The 15399-nt window shown below is 56.6% G+C and carries 13 protein-coding genes; 7 read left to right on the forward strand and 6 right to left on the reverse strand.

The genetic code is table 11. The features are described from left to right. Positions 1-286: 286 nt before the first annotated feature. The 3 genes from G565_RS0118545 to G565_RS26170 all read right to left on the reverse strand — a co-directional run bounded on the left by G565_RS0118545 (position 287) and on the right by G565_RS26170 (position 4698). Positions 287-1315 (reverse strand): IS110 family RNA-guided transposase, encoded by a 1029-nt coding sequence (locus G565_RS0118545; RefSeq protein ID WP_028670063.1) that lies wholly within the window; start codon positions 1313-1315, stop codon positions 287-289. Between the two features lie 363 nt (positions 1316-1678). Next, positions 1679-2497 (reverse strand): hypothetical protein, encoded by an 819-nt coding sequence (locus G565_RS0118550; RefSeq protein WP_028672195.1) that lies wholly within the window; start codon positions 2495-2497, stop codon positions 1679-1681. Then, the gene (locus G565_RS26170) at positions 2494-4698 is read right to left on the reverse strand and encodes a lipopolysaccharide kinase InaA family protein (RefSeq protein WP_051208253.1); all 2205 of its coding nucleotides are present in this window, start codon (positions 4696-4698) and stop codon (positions 2494-2496) included. The genes G565_RS0118550 and G565_RS26170 overlap by 4 nt, the downstream gene beginning before the upstream one ends. A 142-nt stretch (positions 4699-4840) precedes the next feature. On the opposite strand from G565_RS26170, the gene G565_RS0118560 reads away from it, so the two are divergent. From G565_RS0118560 to G565_RS0118580, 5 genes are read left to right on the forward strand one after another with little or no spacing between them, the layout of a single operon-like run. After that, a complete protein-coding gene (locus tag G565_RS0118560) occupies positions 4841-5551 on the forward strand; it encodes a fused DSP-PTPase phosphatase/NAD kinase-like protein (RefSeq protein WP_051208255.1) in 711 nt (236 codons plus the stop codon). Next, complete coding sequence (locus tag G565_RS0118565; RefSeq protein ID WP_028672197.1) at positions 5544-6566, forward strand: hypothetical protein; 1023 nt, start codon at positions 5544-5546, stop codon at positions 6564-6566. The genes G565_RS0118560 and G565_RS0118565 overlap by 8 nt, the downstream gene beginning before the upstream one ends. Continuing rightward, a complete protein-coding gene (locus G565_RS0118570; protein WP_028672198.1) occupies positions 6563-7216 on the forward strand; it encodes a YrbL family protein in 654 nt (217 codons plus the stop codon). Before G565_RS0118565 ends, G565_RS0118570 begins: the two co-directional genes overlap by 4 nt. Next, positions 7209-7916, forward strand: a complete 708-nt coding sequence (locus G565_RS0118575) for a fused DSP-PTPase phosphatase/NAD kinase-like protein (protein ID WP_037340262.1) — start codon at positions 7209-7211, stop codon at positions 7914-7916. Before G565_RS0118570 ends, G565_RS0118575 begins: the two co-directional genes overlap by 8 nt. After that, positions 7909-9675, forward strand: coding sequence for an ABC transporter ATP-binding protein (locus G565_RS0118580; RefSeq protein ID WP_211227221.1), 1767 nt, complete (start codon positions 7909-7911; stop codon positions 9673-9675). Before G565_RS0118575 ends, G565_RS0118580 begins: the two co-directional genes overlap by 8 nt. A 170-nt stretch (positions 9676-9845) precedes the next feature. Here G565_RS0118580 and lptG read toward each other — a convergent pair whose 3' ends face one another. The 3 genes from lptG to G565_RS0118595 all read right to left on the reverse strand — a co-directional run bounded on the left by lptG (position 9846) and on the right by G565_RS0118595 (position 13187). Next, positions 9846-10913 (reverse strand): LPS export ABC transporter permease LptG, encoded by a 1068-nt coding sequence (lptG, locus tag G565_RS0118585; protein ID WP_028672201.1) that lies wholly within the window; start codon positions 10911-10913, stop codon positions 9846-9848. After that, the gene (gene lptF, locus G565_RS0118590; RefSeq protein WP_028672202.1) at positions 10913-11959 is read right to left on the reverse strand and encodes an LPS export ABC transporter permease LptF; all 1047 of its coding nucleotides are present in this window, start codon (positions 11957-11959) and stop codon (positions 10913-10915) included. The genes lptG and lptF overlap by 1 nt, the downstream gene beginning before the upstream one ends. A 79-nt stretch (positions 11960-12038) precedes the next feature. Then, positions 12039-13187: a Wzz/FepE/Etk N-terminal domain-containing protein gene (locus G565_RS0118595; protein ID WP_028672203.1), complete on the reverse strand. Its 1149-nt coding sequence runs from the start codon at positions 13185-13187 to the stop codon at positions 12039-12041. Positions 13188-13469: 282 nt separating this feature from the next. Between G565_RS0118595 and G565_RS0118600 the strand changes: the two genes are divergently transcribed. Both G565_RS0118600 and G565_RS26500 read left to right on the forward strand, forming a co-directional pair. Continuing rightward, a complete protein-coding gene (locus G565_RS0118600; RefSeq protein WP_028672204.1) occupies positions 13470-14837 on the forward strand; it encodes a phosphohexomutase domain-containing protein in 1368 nt (455 codons plus the stop codon). 325 nt (positions 14838-15162) lie between these two features. Next, on the forward strand, positions 15163-15399 hold a 237-nt coding region (locus G565_RS26500; protein WP_169579678.1), incomplete at its 3' end, for a transposase family protein.

Here is a 15399-nt window from a genome sequence, read left to right on the forward strand (position 1 = left end):
GTAGGAAGCCAGTATATGGTCTCCTCCCTCTTTGCAAGGCTTCCAGCTGTAACAAGCAGGGATAGGTTGGCTGCCGTATATTCGGTCTCTCTATGCGACGCATTACCATGGTGTGGTCGCGGACCTTGATGAGCTTTCGCACGTACCGTCCTCTAGCGTCCTCACGGGCTTTGCCCTTTGGCTTCCACGGGTTTTCGGTACGTCGGTTCAACCTGTTATGCCGTCAATGCTGTCTGCCTTCGCAACCTGGGAAGTGAGTGGTGCTATTCAGCCTCCAACTGCTTGCTCAGGCGTACGCCGCCTGAACCTTCTGATAACTTGTTTGCTGTCTGACAACCGACCAGCCAATTCGAGCCAGCTTGCTGGCCAGTGCCACCACAGCGATGTTGTGCCCTCGCCGGGCTTTAACCCGCAGGAACCACTGACTCAGCGGATCCTCTCTGCCAGGCATCACACGCGCGGCGGCGCGTGCGCCGTGAACCAGCAAGGCTCTTAAATTCTTATCGCCCACCTTACTAATGCCCAACAACACCGTGCGTCCGCCGGTACTGTGCTGCTTTGGCACCAGACCCAGCGCACTTGAGGCTTGGCGACCTTTGCGGTACTGGCTGCCATCGCCAAGCCAGCAACTGAACGCCGTGGCCACCAGAGCGCCAAACCCAGGTATGCTCATCAGCCACTGGCAGTGCTCGTCCGCTTTGGCCAGCGACTCGATCTGTTTTGTATACCCGTCGAGCTCTTGTTCCAACAGTTGATACACCTCATAGCGACGGTGCAGCAGTTCTCGTATCGGCGGTGTCAGGCCGTTGGTGGCATCTTCCAGTACCAACGGGAGCGCACGTTTGAAGTGCCGTTTTCCTTGTGGGATCGTTACCCCATACTCCATCAGAAGCCCCCGAACCTGATTAATGAGAGCTGTTTGTTCTTTCAATAGCTGCTCACGCACCCGAAACAGGCTTTGCAGGTCTTGTTGAGCCAGGGTTTTCACCTCGGTTGCTCGAATACGGCCGTGCAGATGCGCCTCGGCGATGGCAGTCGCGTCGTTGAAGTCATTTTTCTGACCACGCTGATAGGCTTTCACATGCTGAGCGGGCAGGATCGCGACGGGAATATTCAGCTCCTGCAGCGACCGTGCCCAATGGTGGGCGCCACTGCAGCCTTCCATCGCAACGATGCCCGTCTTCTGAGCCAGAAAGGGCAGCAACCGATCACGAGTAGCTTTCTTGCGCCAGACCGTTTTGCCCGTGGCACTTAAGGCCACCAAATAGAACGTGTTTTTTGCCAAATCAACGCCGATTGTTTTAACCTTTGCCATGGTTTCCTCCTCGCGTCATGAGTTGGATGTCTCACCCACCATGATGGCGCAATATGACGCCGAGCCCAATGGGCGGGGGAGGAGACCATCTCAGCGTCCTCTGGGTGACGGGGAGAAGGATTCACCGGTGAAGTTGGCCTTTTGGGCGGTGGTTTCATTCGGTGGCCGGGGGTGCTTCCAGTCGCCCAGGGGACTGGCCTCCTACGGGTGTGGTGGTTGTTTGGTCTTTTGTAGGAAGCCAGTCCTCTGGGTGACAACCTCCTGCGGGTCAGGTGGTTATTTGTGTTATGCGTCTTGTATTGTGTCGCGTCAGTCGGTGTTCTGTGTCTCGTCCGTCAATGTGTTCCGTCCCTTCAAGCCTCCCTAAATTTTTAGCCTGAAATGCTCGGCCAGTGCCTGCCATTGCTGGCGGTTGGTGTCTTGGCCTACGTTGGCTTTGCGTAACGCCACTTTCTGGGAAAAGGGGATCTTCTGGGGTTTTAACGGTTGGCTGGCGCGGCGCACGGTGGTGCCGTGGTGGGCGCTGATGGCTTTGAACCAAAGGTCGTCGGCTTTGGGGGCCAGTTCCTTGAACAGCGTTTCGTCCGTCGCTTCAGGTGGCAACGCTCCGGCTGGGTAGAGTACGCCACCGAACCCGAGTAACAGGGTATCCGGGTGGTGTTCGCCGGGCTTTTCATAGCGCCATTGTTTGTAGGGCAGCAGGGTGCCTTCGTCGTTGCGGCGAATTCGCCGGCAGGCGTGGCTGATGATGTCGGTTGGGTGGGCCTGGTGGTCATGGTAGAGCCGCGCCAGGGTGGTGGGGTGGTACATCATGTCGTCGTCGCCGGTGAACAGCAGGCGTTCTGGAAAGTCGGCCAGTGCATGGACCAGCTTGGTGTGTGGGCCTACGTCTTTGCGGAAGCGGATCTCGAACGGAGCCTGTTGGGTCAGGCGGGTTAGTTTGGTGGGTATTTTCCCTTGTAACCGTTCGTCGAGCCATAAAATCACTCGCTCCGGGGCTTCTTCCTGCAGCAGCATGCTGTTGATCGCAACGTGTACGAAGCCGAGGCGGGGCTCAATGGTGGTTAGATTGGCGATCACCGGTAACCGTTTTTTTACCAACCGGGGTGTGGCCTTTTCCACGTTACATAGCCGCAACATGAGCATGCGCCAGAAGGCCGAGAGGTGTTTGCGCGGTTTCATTCGGTTCGGTCCTTTTGCGGGTGCCGTTGGTGCAGGTAGACAGGGTTGCCGTCTATTGCCAGGGTGTCGCCCGGTTGCCCGGCTACAGTTTGTCCGGTCAGGTTCGTTATCCGGCTTATGTCGTTACCCAGGGTGATCTCACACTGGCTGAGTGAATACACCAGGCTGAACCGGCCGAAATGCCACCATAGGGCACCGTCTTTTTCTTCACGGCCGGTAAAGGTCTCGTTCGCCATGAGGTTATGAAACTGCACCAGGGCGGGCCAACCCGGGCGCTCGCGCCAGCCGTTCAGATCATCGACCAAGCCAAACCCCGGGTGTACCAGGCGCCACCACCAGATGCGTTCTGTGGTGCCGGAGCATAGCGCAATGAGGGCGTAGCGAACCATGTAGGCGGCGCTGTCTTGTTCGCTGATATGCAGGTTGCTTTCAGGCTTGCCTTTGGGTTGGTAGGCGCCAGCCAGTGGGGAGTATTCACCGGTATTTTTGAGTGGCCAGTTCACCTCGGTAATGTAGAAACCTTGCTTGCTGTATTGGTTGGCCATGGCCTTGGCCAGGAGGCACTTTTCGAGTGTGGCAAAGCCGGATTGGGCGTTTTCCGGTGCTCCCCGGCGGTCTACGTATAGGTGGTTGGATAGCGCATCGACCGATTCACCGGCGGCATCGAGCAGGGGCGGGTAGTATTGGAATTCGAAGTCATTTACGGCGGGGCCCAGGAAAGTCAGTGCGGGGTAAAGGGCTTTCAGGTCGGCAACGCCTTGCCAGATAGCAGCCATTTCTTCCAGGTTCCAGAAGCCCCACTTAACGCGGTTGACCGCATGGCCGATTTCCACACAGTGAATGTGCGGGTGCACGGCATCCAGGGCATTGCTCATGAATGCCTGCCACCGCTCGGGCTCCAGCACTGCCTGGCGGGATTGGATAAGCCCGATCGAGACTTCATGCCCGGCCTCGGCCAACTGGCGAATGGCCTCGCTGCACCGGGCCAGGTGGTCTGGCCCCAGGTGAAAATAGAGCCTTACGAACACGGGTAAGCCGGGCGTCTGGGCTAATAGCGCTTGCTGTTCCTCAAAGCTGGCATTGATCTCAACGCATACACCCAGTCGGTTAGCCATGGCAACCGGTCTCTGGAATGCGGTTGATTTCAGTGTTTTGTACTGGCGGTAAACCGGCAATGCCTGGCGCAAGAAACTGGCCAGGGTGCGCCACAGGTCGGCTTTGGCGCGTTGTTGTTTGCGGTCTTTGACCTGCAGCATCACCGAAGGCTGGGCCGATTTGCTGTCCCACAGCCAGGCATTGCGAGGGGATGGCTGGCCGGTAGACACCGCTTTGCGTTCTTCGGCGGGGGAGGTGTTTAGCCAGCGTTTTACCGTGCGCACCGGGTGGCGCCATTTGCGGCTGCGCTGGTGCAGCAGGAAGCGGTTGTGGTAGCGGTCTGCCCAGCGTTGGAACTCTACTGGTATACCGTTATCTTCAAAGTAGAGATGAAAGAAAATGCGCCGGAAGTGGGATGGAATCTTCATGCGCTCCATGTCCTGCGCGCGCTGGCGCAGGGTGGGGTTGGGCTGTAGCTTGCCGCGGTTCAGGTCTATGAAGGCCGGCTGGGCCCACTCGGCCGGGCCGGTGCGGCGCATCAGTATGTTTTGCGGGCCCAGGTCTCCGTGAATGAAACCGCTGTCGTGCATGGTGCGAATGGCGTGGGCGCTGAACCGCAGCAGCTTTATGAAGTCTTCCGCATAGGGGCGTTCGCGCAGCAGGTAGGTCATTTCCGAGTACAGATCGGTCGAGTCGGCAATGTAGCGAGTGAGCAGGTAACTCTCTACCAGCTGCTTTCCATTCCAGCGTTCAATATAACCAATGGGCTCTGCGACATCGGCGCCTTGTGCATATAGGTGGCGGCTGTAGGCATGAGCCCGGGCTGCTTTGCTACCGGTACGTCGGTAAATGGCGCTGCGCAGGGCATCCGGTTGCTTGAAAGCCTTGATGCACAGGGCATCTGTGGTGGCGTTTACGGGGTCGTCGAGGCGATATACCCGGTTGCGCTGGCGGTACAGAAGGTCGGCGTCGCTGCTTTTCAGCCGTTGCTGCAACCCGGCAAGCCAGTGTTGCCCCTCAGCGCTCGTGTAGTGTTCCAGCACCTCGCCTTCATAGCCAGGCAGGGCAAGGGTGGCAACATCGGTGTAGCGGGGTGTCTGGCTCATGCGGAATTGGCTGGGCAACAGGTCTGAAACGGCCGCGTAGCATAACCGAGAAGGCCGGTTCAGGCAAAAATCAAAGGTGGGAATGGTGGGCGGGTTTGAGTACCATACGCGCGTTTGAATTTAACCGGATACCCAGCGTTTAATGCCAGCCAAGAAAACCGGCAAGACTTCTCTAATGGCGCGTTGGCGCGGGCTTTGGCCGGGCCGGATGCATCTGCGCTCGGCGCGTTTGGCTGCCTGGCTCGACTTGCTGGTTGTTGATCTCGGGTTGCTACGCGCACCGGTCAACCGCCCCCATGAAGTCGCCCCGGGTTTTTGGCGGTCGAATCAACCCACGCCCTGGCGTCTGAAGTCACTGGCACGACGCGGCTTTAAAACCGTGGTTAACTTGCGCGGAGAAGGCCGCAGCGGCGGCTTCTATCTTGAACAGTTTCACGCCGACAAAGCCGGAATACATTTGGTCAATTTGAAAATGAGTTCACGCCGGCCGCCGACGGTGGCGCAAGTGGCGCAATTGCAATCATTGTTTAGCCAGGCACCCCAACCCATGCTGGTGCATTGTAAGTCCGGTGCAGATCGTGCCGGGCTGGTTTCCACCCTGTATCTGATTCACACCGGTGTGCCTGCTACTGATGCCAAAAAACAGCTGTCGCTGCGCTTCTTGCACATCAAAAACGCCTCGACCGGGATGATGGACTATTTTGTAGAAACCTACGAAGCGGCGCATCAGTCGTCTGGAATCGCCTTTGATGATTGGCTGCACACCGAGTTCGATCGCGATGCCATGAGCCGAAGCTTTAACGGTCACCGAAAGGGCAATTGGTTGGTAGACAGGATATTGCGCCGTGAGTGATGCCGTTCATAACGGGAACCAGCCAATAGATGCTCTGGTTACCTGGGTGAGCGGTGAAGACCCGGTTCATCGCGCCAAATTGAATGCGTACCTGACGTCGATCGGCCATCGGCCCAAAATAGCGCATGAAAACCGCTACCGGGAAACCGGAGAGTTTGCTTATTGCATCGCCTCGCTGCTTAACTATGCGCCCTGGCTGCGCCGAATCCATATCATTACCGATGCTCAGGAACCGGCCTTCATGCCGACTATCCGGGAATCGGGCTGGGGTGACAAAGTGGTCATTGTCGATCACACCGAAGTGTTCAAGGGCCATGAGCAGGCCTTACCCACGTTTAACAATCGTTCAATTATGTCGATGCACTGGAATATATCCGGGCTGGCCGAACGATACGTCTATCTGAACGATGACTTCATGCTGGTTCGCCCCGTTCAGGAGGCCTGCTTCTTTAACGGCGAGCAGGCCGTGCTAACCGGCCATTGGATGCCACAGCGCTTGAATGTGATGCTCGGCGGTATGATGGGGCTGGACCCTAACTCACCCGAAAAACGGCCGGGTAATCATTTGGCTCAGGCTTATGCCTCTCGGTTGGCCGGTTTTCGATATCGTTATTTTAAGGTGCCACACAAGCCTCACCCCCTGTTAAAGTCAGTTATGCGCGAATACATGGCACAAAACCCGGATAGGCTGGCGCATAACAGCCGGTTTCCACTGCGCGATGAATCTCAGTTTTTGGCCGATGCCCTGGTTAACCATCTGGCTCTTAAGCAGGGCCGTGCGTTGATCGATAATCGGTTTAAAACTCTGCGATTCAAACCGGGTGATTACCAGCAACCCCGGCTGCACCGAATGCTCAACCGTATCGAATCGGACCCGTCCATTCGTTATGCCTGTTTCCAAAGTCTGGAAAAAATGGATGATGCATTGCGACCCGAGTTTTTCAATTGGCTGGATCAGCATGTGGGTAAACCAGACGTTATTTTCCGCAATGGACCGGATGGGGTGCCAGTATGATTCTTGACCCGGTTCAGCTTGCAGACCAAACGCCACTGCTGAATAGCAAAACGCGCTGGGTGTACGAACACCCGGACTCGCCAGACTTGCTGATTAAGGTGCACATGCCCCGGTATCCGGGCTTGGCGCAAGCGGGCATGAGCCGGTGGTTTGCACAACGTAAGGATCACTTTTTATACACCACGGGCATAATGCGTGAACTGAAGCAGTTTGTGGAGTCCCGATACCAGGGGCCAGAGGGGTATTGTTACCCGGAAATTTTGCCCCATATCGAGCCGGTATACGGTGTTGTGGAGACGGATATTGGCCTCGGTTTGCTGGTTTCGGCCGCACGCGACAGTGACGGTAACCTGGCACCTTCGGTACTTCGGCTCAGAAAGCGTGGCGCTATGTCGGCGAAGCGTTATACACAACTTGACCGAATGCTGCAGGCTCTGCTCGACACGCCACTGATGATCGGTGATCTGAATCAGGAAAATATTGTGTTGAAAAACGCTGGCCGCGCCGACGAGCATTTTGTGCTGATCGACGGGCTTGGCGAGCGTACCTGGATTCCCACTCAGACCTTGCTGGGTTGGGTTAACCGGCGTCGCAAGCGTGCCTTTGTGGCAACGATGCGCAAGCGATTGCAGGGCGATCGTAATGGCTGAATCACGTGTGCAAAACCGCTTGAAGCAGTGGCGCCGGTATTGGGAAGCGAATTTCGACAAGCCCTGGGTGCGGTATTTAGCCTGGTTGGATGCCATTGTGATCGATCATGGCTTGTTGCGGCCTCTGTGGAACCGCCCGGAGCGGTTTGCATCCAACGCATGGCGGGGTAATCAACCCAGCGCCCGGCAGGTTCGTCGTCTGGCGAACAAGGGCATTCGTACCATCGTTAGTTTGCGTGGCCTGGGGAATATCGGAGCGTCTCTGTTTGAGATTGAGGCAGCTGAACAGGCTAACGTCACGCTGATTTCGTTTCGGATGTCGTCTCGCGGGGCACCCCGCCCAGCGCGTGTGGATGAGCTGATTCAGCTAATGTCTCGCATTGATACCCCGGTGTTGTTTCACTGTAAATCGGGAGCCGACCGTTCCGGGTTTGCCGCTGGCGTTTATTTGCTGGTGACCGGGCAGGGCACAGTGCAGGATGCCAAAGCCCAGCTATCCTGGCGGTATCTGCATTTTAAAGGGGCAAAAACTGGCCTGCTGCATGAGTTTTTCTGTGAATACGAACGATATTGCCGCCAAACCCCCATGGCGTTTCAGCAATGGGTTAACGAGGTGTACGATCCCGTGCAATTGGAGCGGCAGTTCAAACCCGCAGGGTTTACCAGTTGGGTGGTCGACAAGGTGCTAAGACGTGAATGAATTTGATTTGGAAAAACACCAGGACACCCCTCGGCTGGAGCTGGTAAAACGCCTGTGGCGCGGTTATTTGCGCAGTCACATTGGCGTGCTGATGGTTGCCGCGGTATTGGTTGTCATTGAAGGCAGTGCGTTGGGCTTGCTCAGCTACCTGGTGCAGCCCATGTTCGACCAGGTGTTCGTTCAAGGCAATGCCGACCAGGTGGTGTGGATTGCGATGGCGATTTTTATTGTGTTCACCGCGCGGGCGCTCGGCGGGTTTGGCCAACGGGTGATCACGGTTACGGTCGGCCTGCGCGTGGTCACCGGCCTGCAAAAAGACATGCTCAGCCATCTGGTTCGGTTGGATTCCGGGTTTTTTGGCACCCATTCACCCGGCGCTTTGATCGAACGTGTTCGGGGTGATACCCAGGCGCTGAAAAGCTTTGCCAGCACCGCGCTGATCAACCTCGGGCGGGATTCGATTTCGCTGATTGCCTTGCTGACCGTGGCCATGCTGGTCGACTGGCGGTGGACGTTGTTTGCCTTGTTTGGCTTGCCACTGTTGTCGTTCCCCATTGCCTTGCTGCGCCGGTTGATTCTGAAAACCACGCGCAGTTCGCGGGAAGTGTCGTCGCTGTTGTCGATGCGGCTGGATGAGATATTTCATGGCATTAACGCGATCAAACAAAATAACCTGGAAGCGCACGAAGACGGCCGCTTTCAGAAAGAGACCGAGCGGTTTTTCAAGTTTCAGCGTCGTTCGGAAATCGGCAAGGCGGCGATGCCGGCGATGATTGATCTGGTCGCCGGGTTCGGCTTTGTAGCGGTGGTGATTTACGGTGGGCATCAGATCATTGAAGGTGAGAAAACCATTGGCCAATTCATGAGTTTCTTCACCGCCATGGCGCTTATTTTTGACCCGCTGCGCCGCTTGAGCAACATCAGCGGCGCCTTTCAGGCCGCCAGTGCGAGTTTGGAGCGGATTTTCAGCGTGCTGGATTTGACCCCGAGCATCGTGACGCCGCCAAAACCCGTGCCGGTGCCGGCACAGGTAGGCCAGTTGGACATCGTGTTTGATCATCTGAATTTCGGCTATGCCGATAAGTCGGTGCTGCATGATCTGAGTTTGGTCGCCCCGGCCGGTAAAATGACGGCGCTGGTGGGGGCATCCGGCGCCGGTAAAACGACCCTGTTTAATTTGCTGACCCGGCTGGTGGACCCACAGTCGGGCACCATCCGGTTCGGTGATGTGCCGATCAACCAGTTGGATCTGATCGAGCTGCGCCGGTTGTTTGCCGTGGTCAGTCAGGATTCAGCCCTGTTCGATGAAAGCATCAAGCAGAATATTCTGCTGGGTAAGCTGGATGCCGATATGGCGAGTGTCGATAAAGCCGCCAAAGAAGCGTTGGTAGAAGAATACACCCGACAACTGGAAGCCGGGCTGGACACACTCGCCGGCCCCCGGGGAACGAACCTCTCGGGCGGGCAACGCCAGCGCGTTGCAATAGCCCGGGCGCTGCTGCGCGATGCGCCGATTCTACTGCTCGATGAAGCCACCTCGGCACTCGATACCCGCACCGAAAAGCTGATTCAGCAAACTCTCGAAGACCTCGCCAAGCGCAAAACCACGCTGGTGATTGCCCACCGGTTAAGCACGGTGATGAATGCAGACTTGATTCATGTGCTGGAAGAGGGCCGGGTGATAGAGAGTGGCACGCACGATGAGTTGTTGGCCAAGCGTGGGGCGTATTTTAATTTGCATTCGACGTTTGAGGTTTAAGGTTATTTAACCAGAAGTGAACCCTCTCCCCAGCCCTCTCCCGCAGTGCGGGAGAGGGAGCAGTTAGTTGGTTGAACCATAACCAGTGCCCATCGCTCGCAGCACTGCACATAACAGTTCTCTCTCCACCATTGGGGGAGAGAGCTAGAGAGAGGGGGACGGCGCAGCCGTTATAATCTTGTTTTCACCAACCACACGGTAACCCCCAAAAACACCAACGATGGCGCTAGTGCAGCCAGCACTGGGGTTAGACCCATAACCATCAATAAACTGCCGGTGGTATCCGTCACCAGTTGCACGGCAATCGCCAATGCCACGCCTTTGAACGCGGCATCGCCCAGTGTTTTCTGCCGAAAACTTCCGAACGAAAACACCAGCGCTAAGAACAGCATGGCGATGTATTGCACGGGGAACCAGAGCCGGCTCCAGAAGGTGAGTTCGAGGCGGGGGTCGGGCAGGGCCTGTTCGAGGGAGAAACGGACTTGCACCCACAACTGCTGCAGCGTCAGCTCTCGTTCGCGTTGGCTGAGTATGCTCAGCAGGTCGGCGTTGAAGTTGGCCGGTTGCCAGTTAAGGGTCTCGAAGCGGCTGTGTTGTACCGAGTCTTCGTTGAAGCTGACTTGTTTTACGTTATTGAGCATCCAACCCTGGTCGATTGGGCTGGCGGTTGGGGCATAGGTGACCATCGCCAGGTTGTTGCTGGCGTCCATTTCGAAGATGGTCAGGCCGGTGATGTCACGGTCGGGCGAGACCAGGTCGACGTTGATCACCCATTCGTTATCCCGGTACCACTGGCCACTGAGGGTGGGCAGGCTTCTGTCGAGTTTCATGGCGCGCGTGACTTCGGCTTGCAATCGCAATTGAGGCGCAGCCCATTCGCCGATGAAATAAACGATGGGCAGCAGCATCAGCCCCGGCAGAATCAGCCGTACCACCAGACCGTAAGCACTGCGCGAGGCCAGTTGAATCACCACCAGTTCGCTGTTTTTCGCCATGCCCGCCACAGACAGCAGCGTGCCGAGCAGCACCATGGGCCCAATGAACTGATAGACCTCCAACGGCAGGCTGTAGAGCCGGTACAGGAACGCATCAAAGGGCGTGTAGGTGTCGCTGCCGCGTCGGCTGATCTCATCGGCCACGCCCATCACCAGCAGTAAGCCGCCAATCGCCAGCACCACGATGGCAATGAACGCCGCGGTGCGTTTCAGGATGTAACGGTTGAGTATTGAAAGGCCCATCAGCCAGGCCTCCGTATTACTACAATGCCCAGTACGGCCAATACAAGCAGTAACCACCAGGGGCTGGCGAGCAACGGCAGTTGGCCTTTTTCAACGGCGGTTTGCAGCGTCTGCTGGGTGAAGGTGAACACGATGTAGAGGATGATGCCGAGCGCAATGGCACCCACCTTGGCTTTGCGGGGTTTCACCCGGGTCAGGCTGATCGCCCAGATGCCCAGCACCAGAATCATGCCCGCGGTAAGGGTGCGTTCTATCACTTCGCTGCGGTTGGTCTGGCTACCGTTTTCCCACAGCACACCAGAGCCGTAGGCTTCGCGCGGGCTGCTTCGGGAGTCAGCTTCGTCGGTGGGAATGAACAGGGCGTAACTCTGGTAGTTGACGCGTTCGGTCTCATCGGGGTCGAGGCTGAACACGGTTTGCCGGCCTGAGAACAGGGTTAAGTATTGGCGTTGCTGTTCAACCTGAATGCGAGCTGAAGGCGCGGTATTGACCGAAATGCGGTCGCCATCGACCTGGGCGACGAAGAGGTTCAGCAGCGACTCCTGTGCCGGGTTTGACGAACGGGCATAAAGAGTGGCGTCGCGCTGGTTCAATGAGAAAAACTCACCGGGGGAGACGATGTCGGTCAGTGGCCGGTTCTGTTGGCTGAACAGGTAGTCAGACAAGCCGCGCTCGGCCATGGGGGTGATCAGGTGGGTAAAGGCCAGCATGAGGATCATGGCGGGCAGGGCGGTGAAGGCCAGTACCTTGGTCATGATGCCCGTATCGGAGACACCAATGGCGTGCAAAACCGTGCGTTCGGAATCTTCACTGAGGCGGTTCAGGGTGGTCAGAGCGGCCAGAAAGTAGGCCGCGGGCAGCAGCTCTGGCAGCAGAATGGGCAGTTGAAAGCCAATAATGGCCAGAATGGCCCAGTCGGAATATTGCCCGGAAACCACCCGCCCGATGGTTTCACTCATTTCCCCGGCAATGAGCAACGCCATCAGGATGGCGGTGATCAGCGCAAAAGGTTTGATGATTTCTCGGCAGATGTACCAGGTAAACAATGTCGAATCCGAATGTGACGAGCTGGCCGGCAGTATAGCGGGTTAGGAGGCATCACCCAATAAGCAACACCCCCCGCGGTTAATCCTCTTTCTTGGCGCGGATGGCCATGCGAATCAGCGCGATGAACAGGGCGGCAAAGCCGGCCAGAACCGTTGCTGCTATTGCTATCAGCGGCCGGTTTGGCTTTTCGGCGTTGCTCGGAATGCGCGCTGCTGCGTCTTCATCGAGCAGGGTGACGTCGCTCAGGGCGAATGTCTGGTCACTTAGGGCGCGTATTTCACCCTGCAACTGGCTGGGCGTGGTGGTGATCACCATCTGGTTGCCATTCAGGTCGAATACGGTCTCTTCTACGCCTTCCAGAAAGAGTTCGGCGGCGCCATCAGCAGACAGGCTCTCGAGTTGAGCGGTCAGAAAGCGGCTGCCGTTTAGAAACAGCTCGTCATTGGCCAGTTGGTTGATCATCTGCACCTGGCTGTCGCCCAGCACCAGGGCTTCCCAGCTGGTAGGCTCTTCGATACCCAATGAACTGGCGATGCTCAGTGCCTGTTGCACACGCCGGCGCTCACGCGCCAGGCTGGCTTCGGCGCCGGCCAGCAGTTGGTCGTACCGTGACTGGGCGGTTTCAATGCGAATTGCTTTTGTGGCGTTTATGTTGCCAATGGTTTCACGCAGGGTGCGCTGTTCGGCCAGTATCAGCAATTCGTCAATAAACCCCTTGGCCCGGCGCGGCTCGCTGCTGAGCAGGTTGACCGAAAGGCTGTTCAACGGGGTTTTTTCATCGGATCCCAGTTGGTAGAACTCGTAGCGTACCGGGCCAACGGAAAGCGCGTTGGATACGTTCTGGATCTGGGAGAAGGCTTCTTCGTCCGATAAGGAGTCGAGATCCTGTTCGCCGCCAAGATCAGACAGGCTGTAGGCCTGTTCGATCAGGCTGAGCGAGCGAATATTGAGTAGAAAGCGTTCAGACAGTTCATCGAGCGTCAGTGGGGCAATTTGTTGTGCCAACAGGGGTTGCACAGCTTGGCGCGAAGGTTGATTGATGATCGCCTCAACCCGGTACTGTTTGGGTAACAACAGCGCCACGGCAACACCCAGGGCCGCACCGAAAAAGGTGATGCCGACAATCAGCGGCCACTGGGCGATCAGCCCACGCAGCAGTTCACCCAGGTCGATGGTGTCGTCTTCGATGTAACGCGGCGAAGCGTGGTGCGGGTCTGATGAACTCATGTATTCCCTCAGTACAGCTTGTATTGGCGTTCAGCCGGGCGAATGACTGACGCTGTTTTATCCGTTAACACGCCTTGGTCATTAAACGTGATAATGCCACAGTAACGCCCAACCGCGGCAGTATACGGGACGGCATGGTCGGAGCCAAGCGGAGCCAGGGCAGAGAGTGGGTTGAGGTGCCAATAAGGTGAACCAATCCCCAGTAAAAACCGATGTTAAAAAAGACTGCAAGGAGGGTGCTTTGCAACCTATAATCGGGGCACATCTAAAACGGAGCACCTCATGACTGAACTGACCTGTTTTGGCGCTTATGACATCCGCGGTGAGCTGGGTGTTGAGCTGAATACGGACATTGCCTACAGGATTGGACGGGCGTTTGCAGCCTACCTGAAACCCAAAACCGTGGTCGTCGGGGGAGATGTACGCCAGACGTCGCCAGAGCTGAAGCAAGCATTTGCCGACGGTGTCCTGGATTTCGGTTCAGATGTGATCGATATTGGCCAGTGCGGCACCGAAGAGGTCTATTTCGCCACCAAATACCTGAAAGCCGAAGGCGGGTGTATGGTGACGGCGAGCCATAACCCGATTAACTACAACGGCATGAAGATGGTACGTGAGGAGTCGAAACCGATTTCCCGCGATACCGGCCTCGATGACATCCGCAAAATGGCCGAGACGGGCGAGTACGGCGACAAAGCCGTCAAACGCGGCACCCTGCGCGAGCAAGATAACAGCCAGGCGTATACAGAACACCTGATCGGCTACCTGGATCTGACCGACCTGCGACCGACCAAACTGGTCACCAATGCTGGCAACGGCGCCGCAGGCCCCTCTCTCGACCGGCTTGAGGCCGCTCTGAAGGCCAGTGGCGCGCCCATTGAGCTGATCAAGATCCACAACGAGCCCGATGGCACCTTCCCCAATGGCATTCCTAACCCGCTGTTGCACGAGCAGCAACCGGTGACCAGTAAAGCCGTTAAAGAACACGGTGCCGATATGGGCATCGCCTGGGATGGCGATTTTGATCGCTGTTTCCTGTGGGACAACGAAGGCCAGTTCATTGAAGGCTATTACATCGTCGGTTTGCTGGCCGAGGCTTTTCTGGTCAAGCAGCCGGGCTCGAAGGTTGTGTACGACCCGCGTTTGACGTGGAACACGGTCGAGATTGTGGAGGCCAACGGTGGCGAAGCCATCATGTGCAAATCGGGCCATGCCTTCATTAAAGAGAAAATGCGCAAGGAAGACGCCGTCTACGGCGGTGAAATGAGCGCCCACCACTACTTCCGGGATTTCGCCTACGCCGACTCGGGCATGATTCCCTGGCTGCTGGTGGTTGATTTGCTGAGCAAGAAAAAAACCTCGCTCAAAGCGCTGGTCAGTGAGCGGATGGCCAAGTTTCCCTCGCCCGGCGAGATCAACAGCAAAGTCGCCGATGCCGATGAAACCATGGCCCGGGTGTACGACGCCTACAAAGCCGACGCCATTGGCGAAGACCACATCGATGGCCTGTCTCTCGAATTTACCGACTGGCGGTTCAACCTGCGCAAATCGAACACCGAACCGGTGATTCGCCTGAACGTTGAAACCCGGGCCGACAAAGCCCTGATGGAAGAGAAAACCCAGGAATTGCTGGCGTTGATTAGGCAGTGAATTGTTGAAAAGACGTGGGACAAGAACTGACGCAGGACATGAAAAGACGCAAGACATGGAGGGACGCAAAACACTAACTGACGCAACACATGAAGGGACGTGAAACATGAAAAGACGCAGGGAAGGAACTGGCGTCTTTCAGTGTTTAGCGTCTTGTAATGTTCTACGTCAGTTATTGTCCTGCGTCTTTTAGTGTCCTACGTCAGTTATTGTTTCACGTCTTTTAATGTCCTGCGTGGTTAAAAAATAAGGCTCTTCGTAGTTTCTTGTGGAAATCCAGTATAATCAGGATCTGATACACTCTAATTGTATGGGAAGTCATTCAGTGGAAATCGAAGAGCACTATGCATTGCTCCTGGGTATTCATTCACCCTGGGAGACAAGCTCGGTAGACCTCAATATGGCCAATAGCCGAGTCGACATCGAGATTGAATATGTCGACTCCACTGGCGCTTGTCCTGAGTGCGGGACATTATGTCCGAAGCACGATGAACGAGAATCCCGGACCTGGCGCCATCTGGATACCATGCAGTTTGCTACTTACCTGCATGCTCGGTTGCCA

Origin of the sequence: Saccharospirillum impatiens DSM 12546 (assembly GCF_000423605.1) — a bacterium.
In the GTDB taxonomy this organism is placed as follows: Bacteria; Pseudomonadota; Gammaproteobacteria; order Pseudomonadales; family Natronospirillaceae; genus Saccharospirillum; species Saccharospirillum impatiens.

Bases quoted from the DNA above. Each gene is read 5' to 3' on its own strand.
- G565_RS0118570 (WP_028672198.1), top strand. From the start codon at position 6,563: ATGATTCTTGACCCGGTTCAGCTTGCAGACCAAACGCCACTGCTGAAT.
- G565_RS0118575 (WP_037340262.1), top strand. From the start codon at position 7,209: ATGGCTGAATCACGTGTGCAAAACCGCTTGAAGCAGTGGCGCCGGTAT.
- G565_RS0118595 (WP_028672203.1), bottom strand. From the start codon at position 13,187: ATGAGTTCATCAGACCCGCACCACGCTTCGCCGCGTTACATCGAAGAC.
- G565_RS0118550 (WP_028672195.1), bottom strand. From the start codon at position 2,497: ATGAAACCGCGCAAACACCTCTCGGCCTTCTGGCGCATGCTCATGTTG.
- G565_RS26170 (WP_051208253.1), bottom strand. From the start codon at position 4,698: ATGAGCCAGACACCCCGCTACACCGATGTTGCCACCCTTGCCCTGCCT.
- lptG (WP_028672201.1), bottom strand. From the start codon at position 10,913: ATGGGCCTTTCAATACTCAACCGTTACATCCTGAAACGCACCGCGGCG.
- G565_RS0118600 (WP_028672204.1), top strand. From the start codon at position 13,470: ATGACTGAACTGACCTGTTTTGGCGCTTATGACATCCGCGGTGAGCTG.
- G565_RS0118545 (WP_028670063.1), bottom strand. From the start codon at position 1,315: ATGGCAAAGGTTAAAACAATCGGCGTTGATTTGGCAAAAAACACGTTC.
- G565_RS0118560 (WP_051208255.1), top strand. From the start codon at position 4,841: ATGCCAGCCAAGAAAACCGGCAAGACTTCTCTAATGGCGCGTTGGCGC.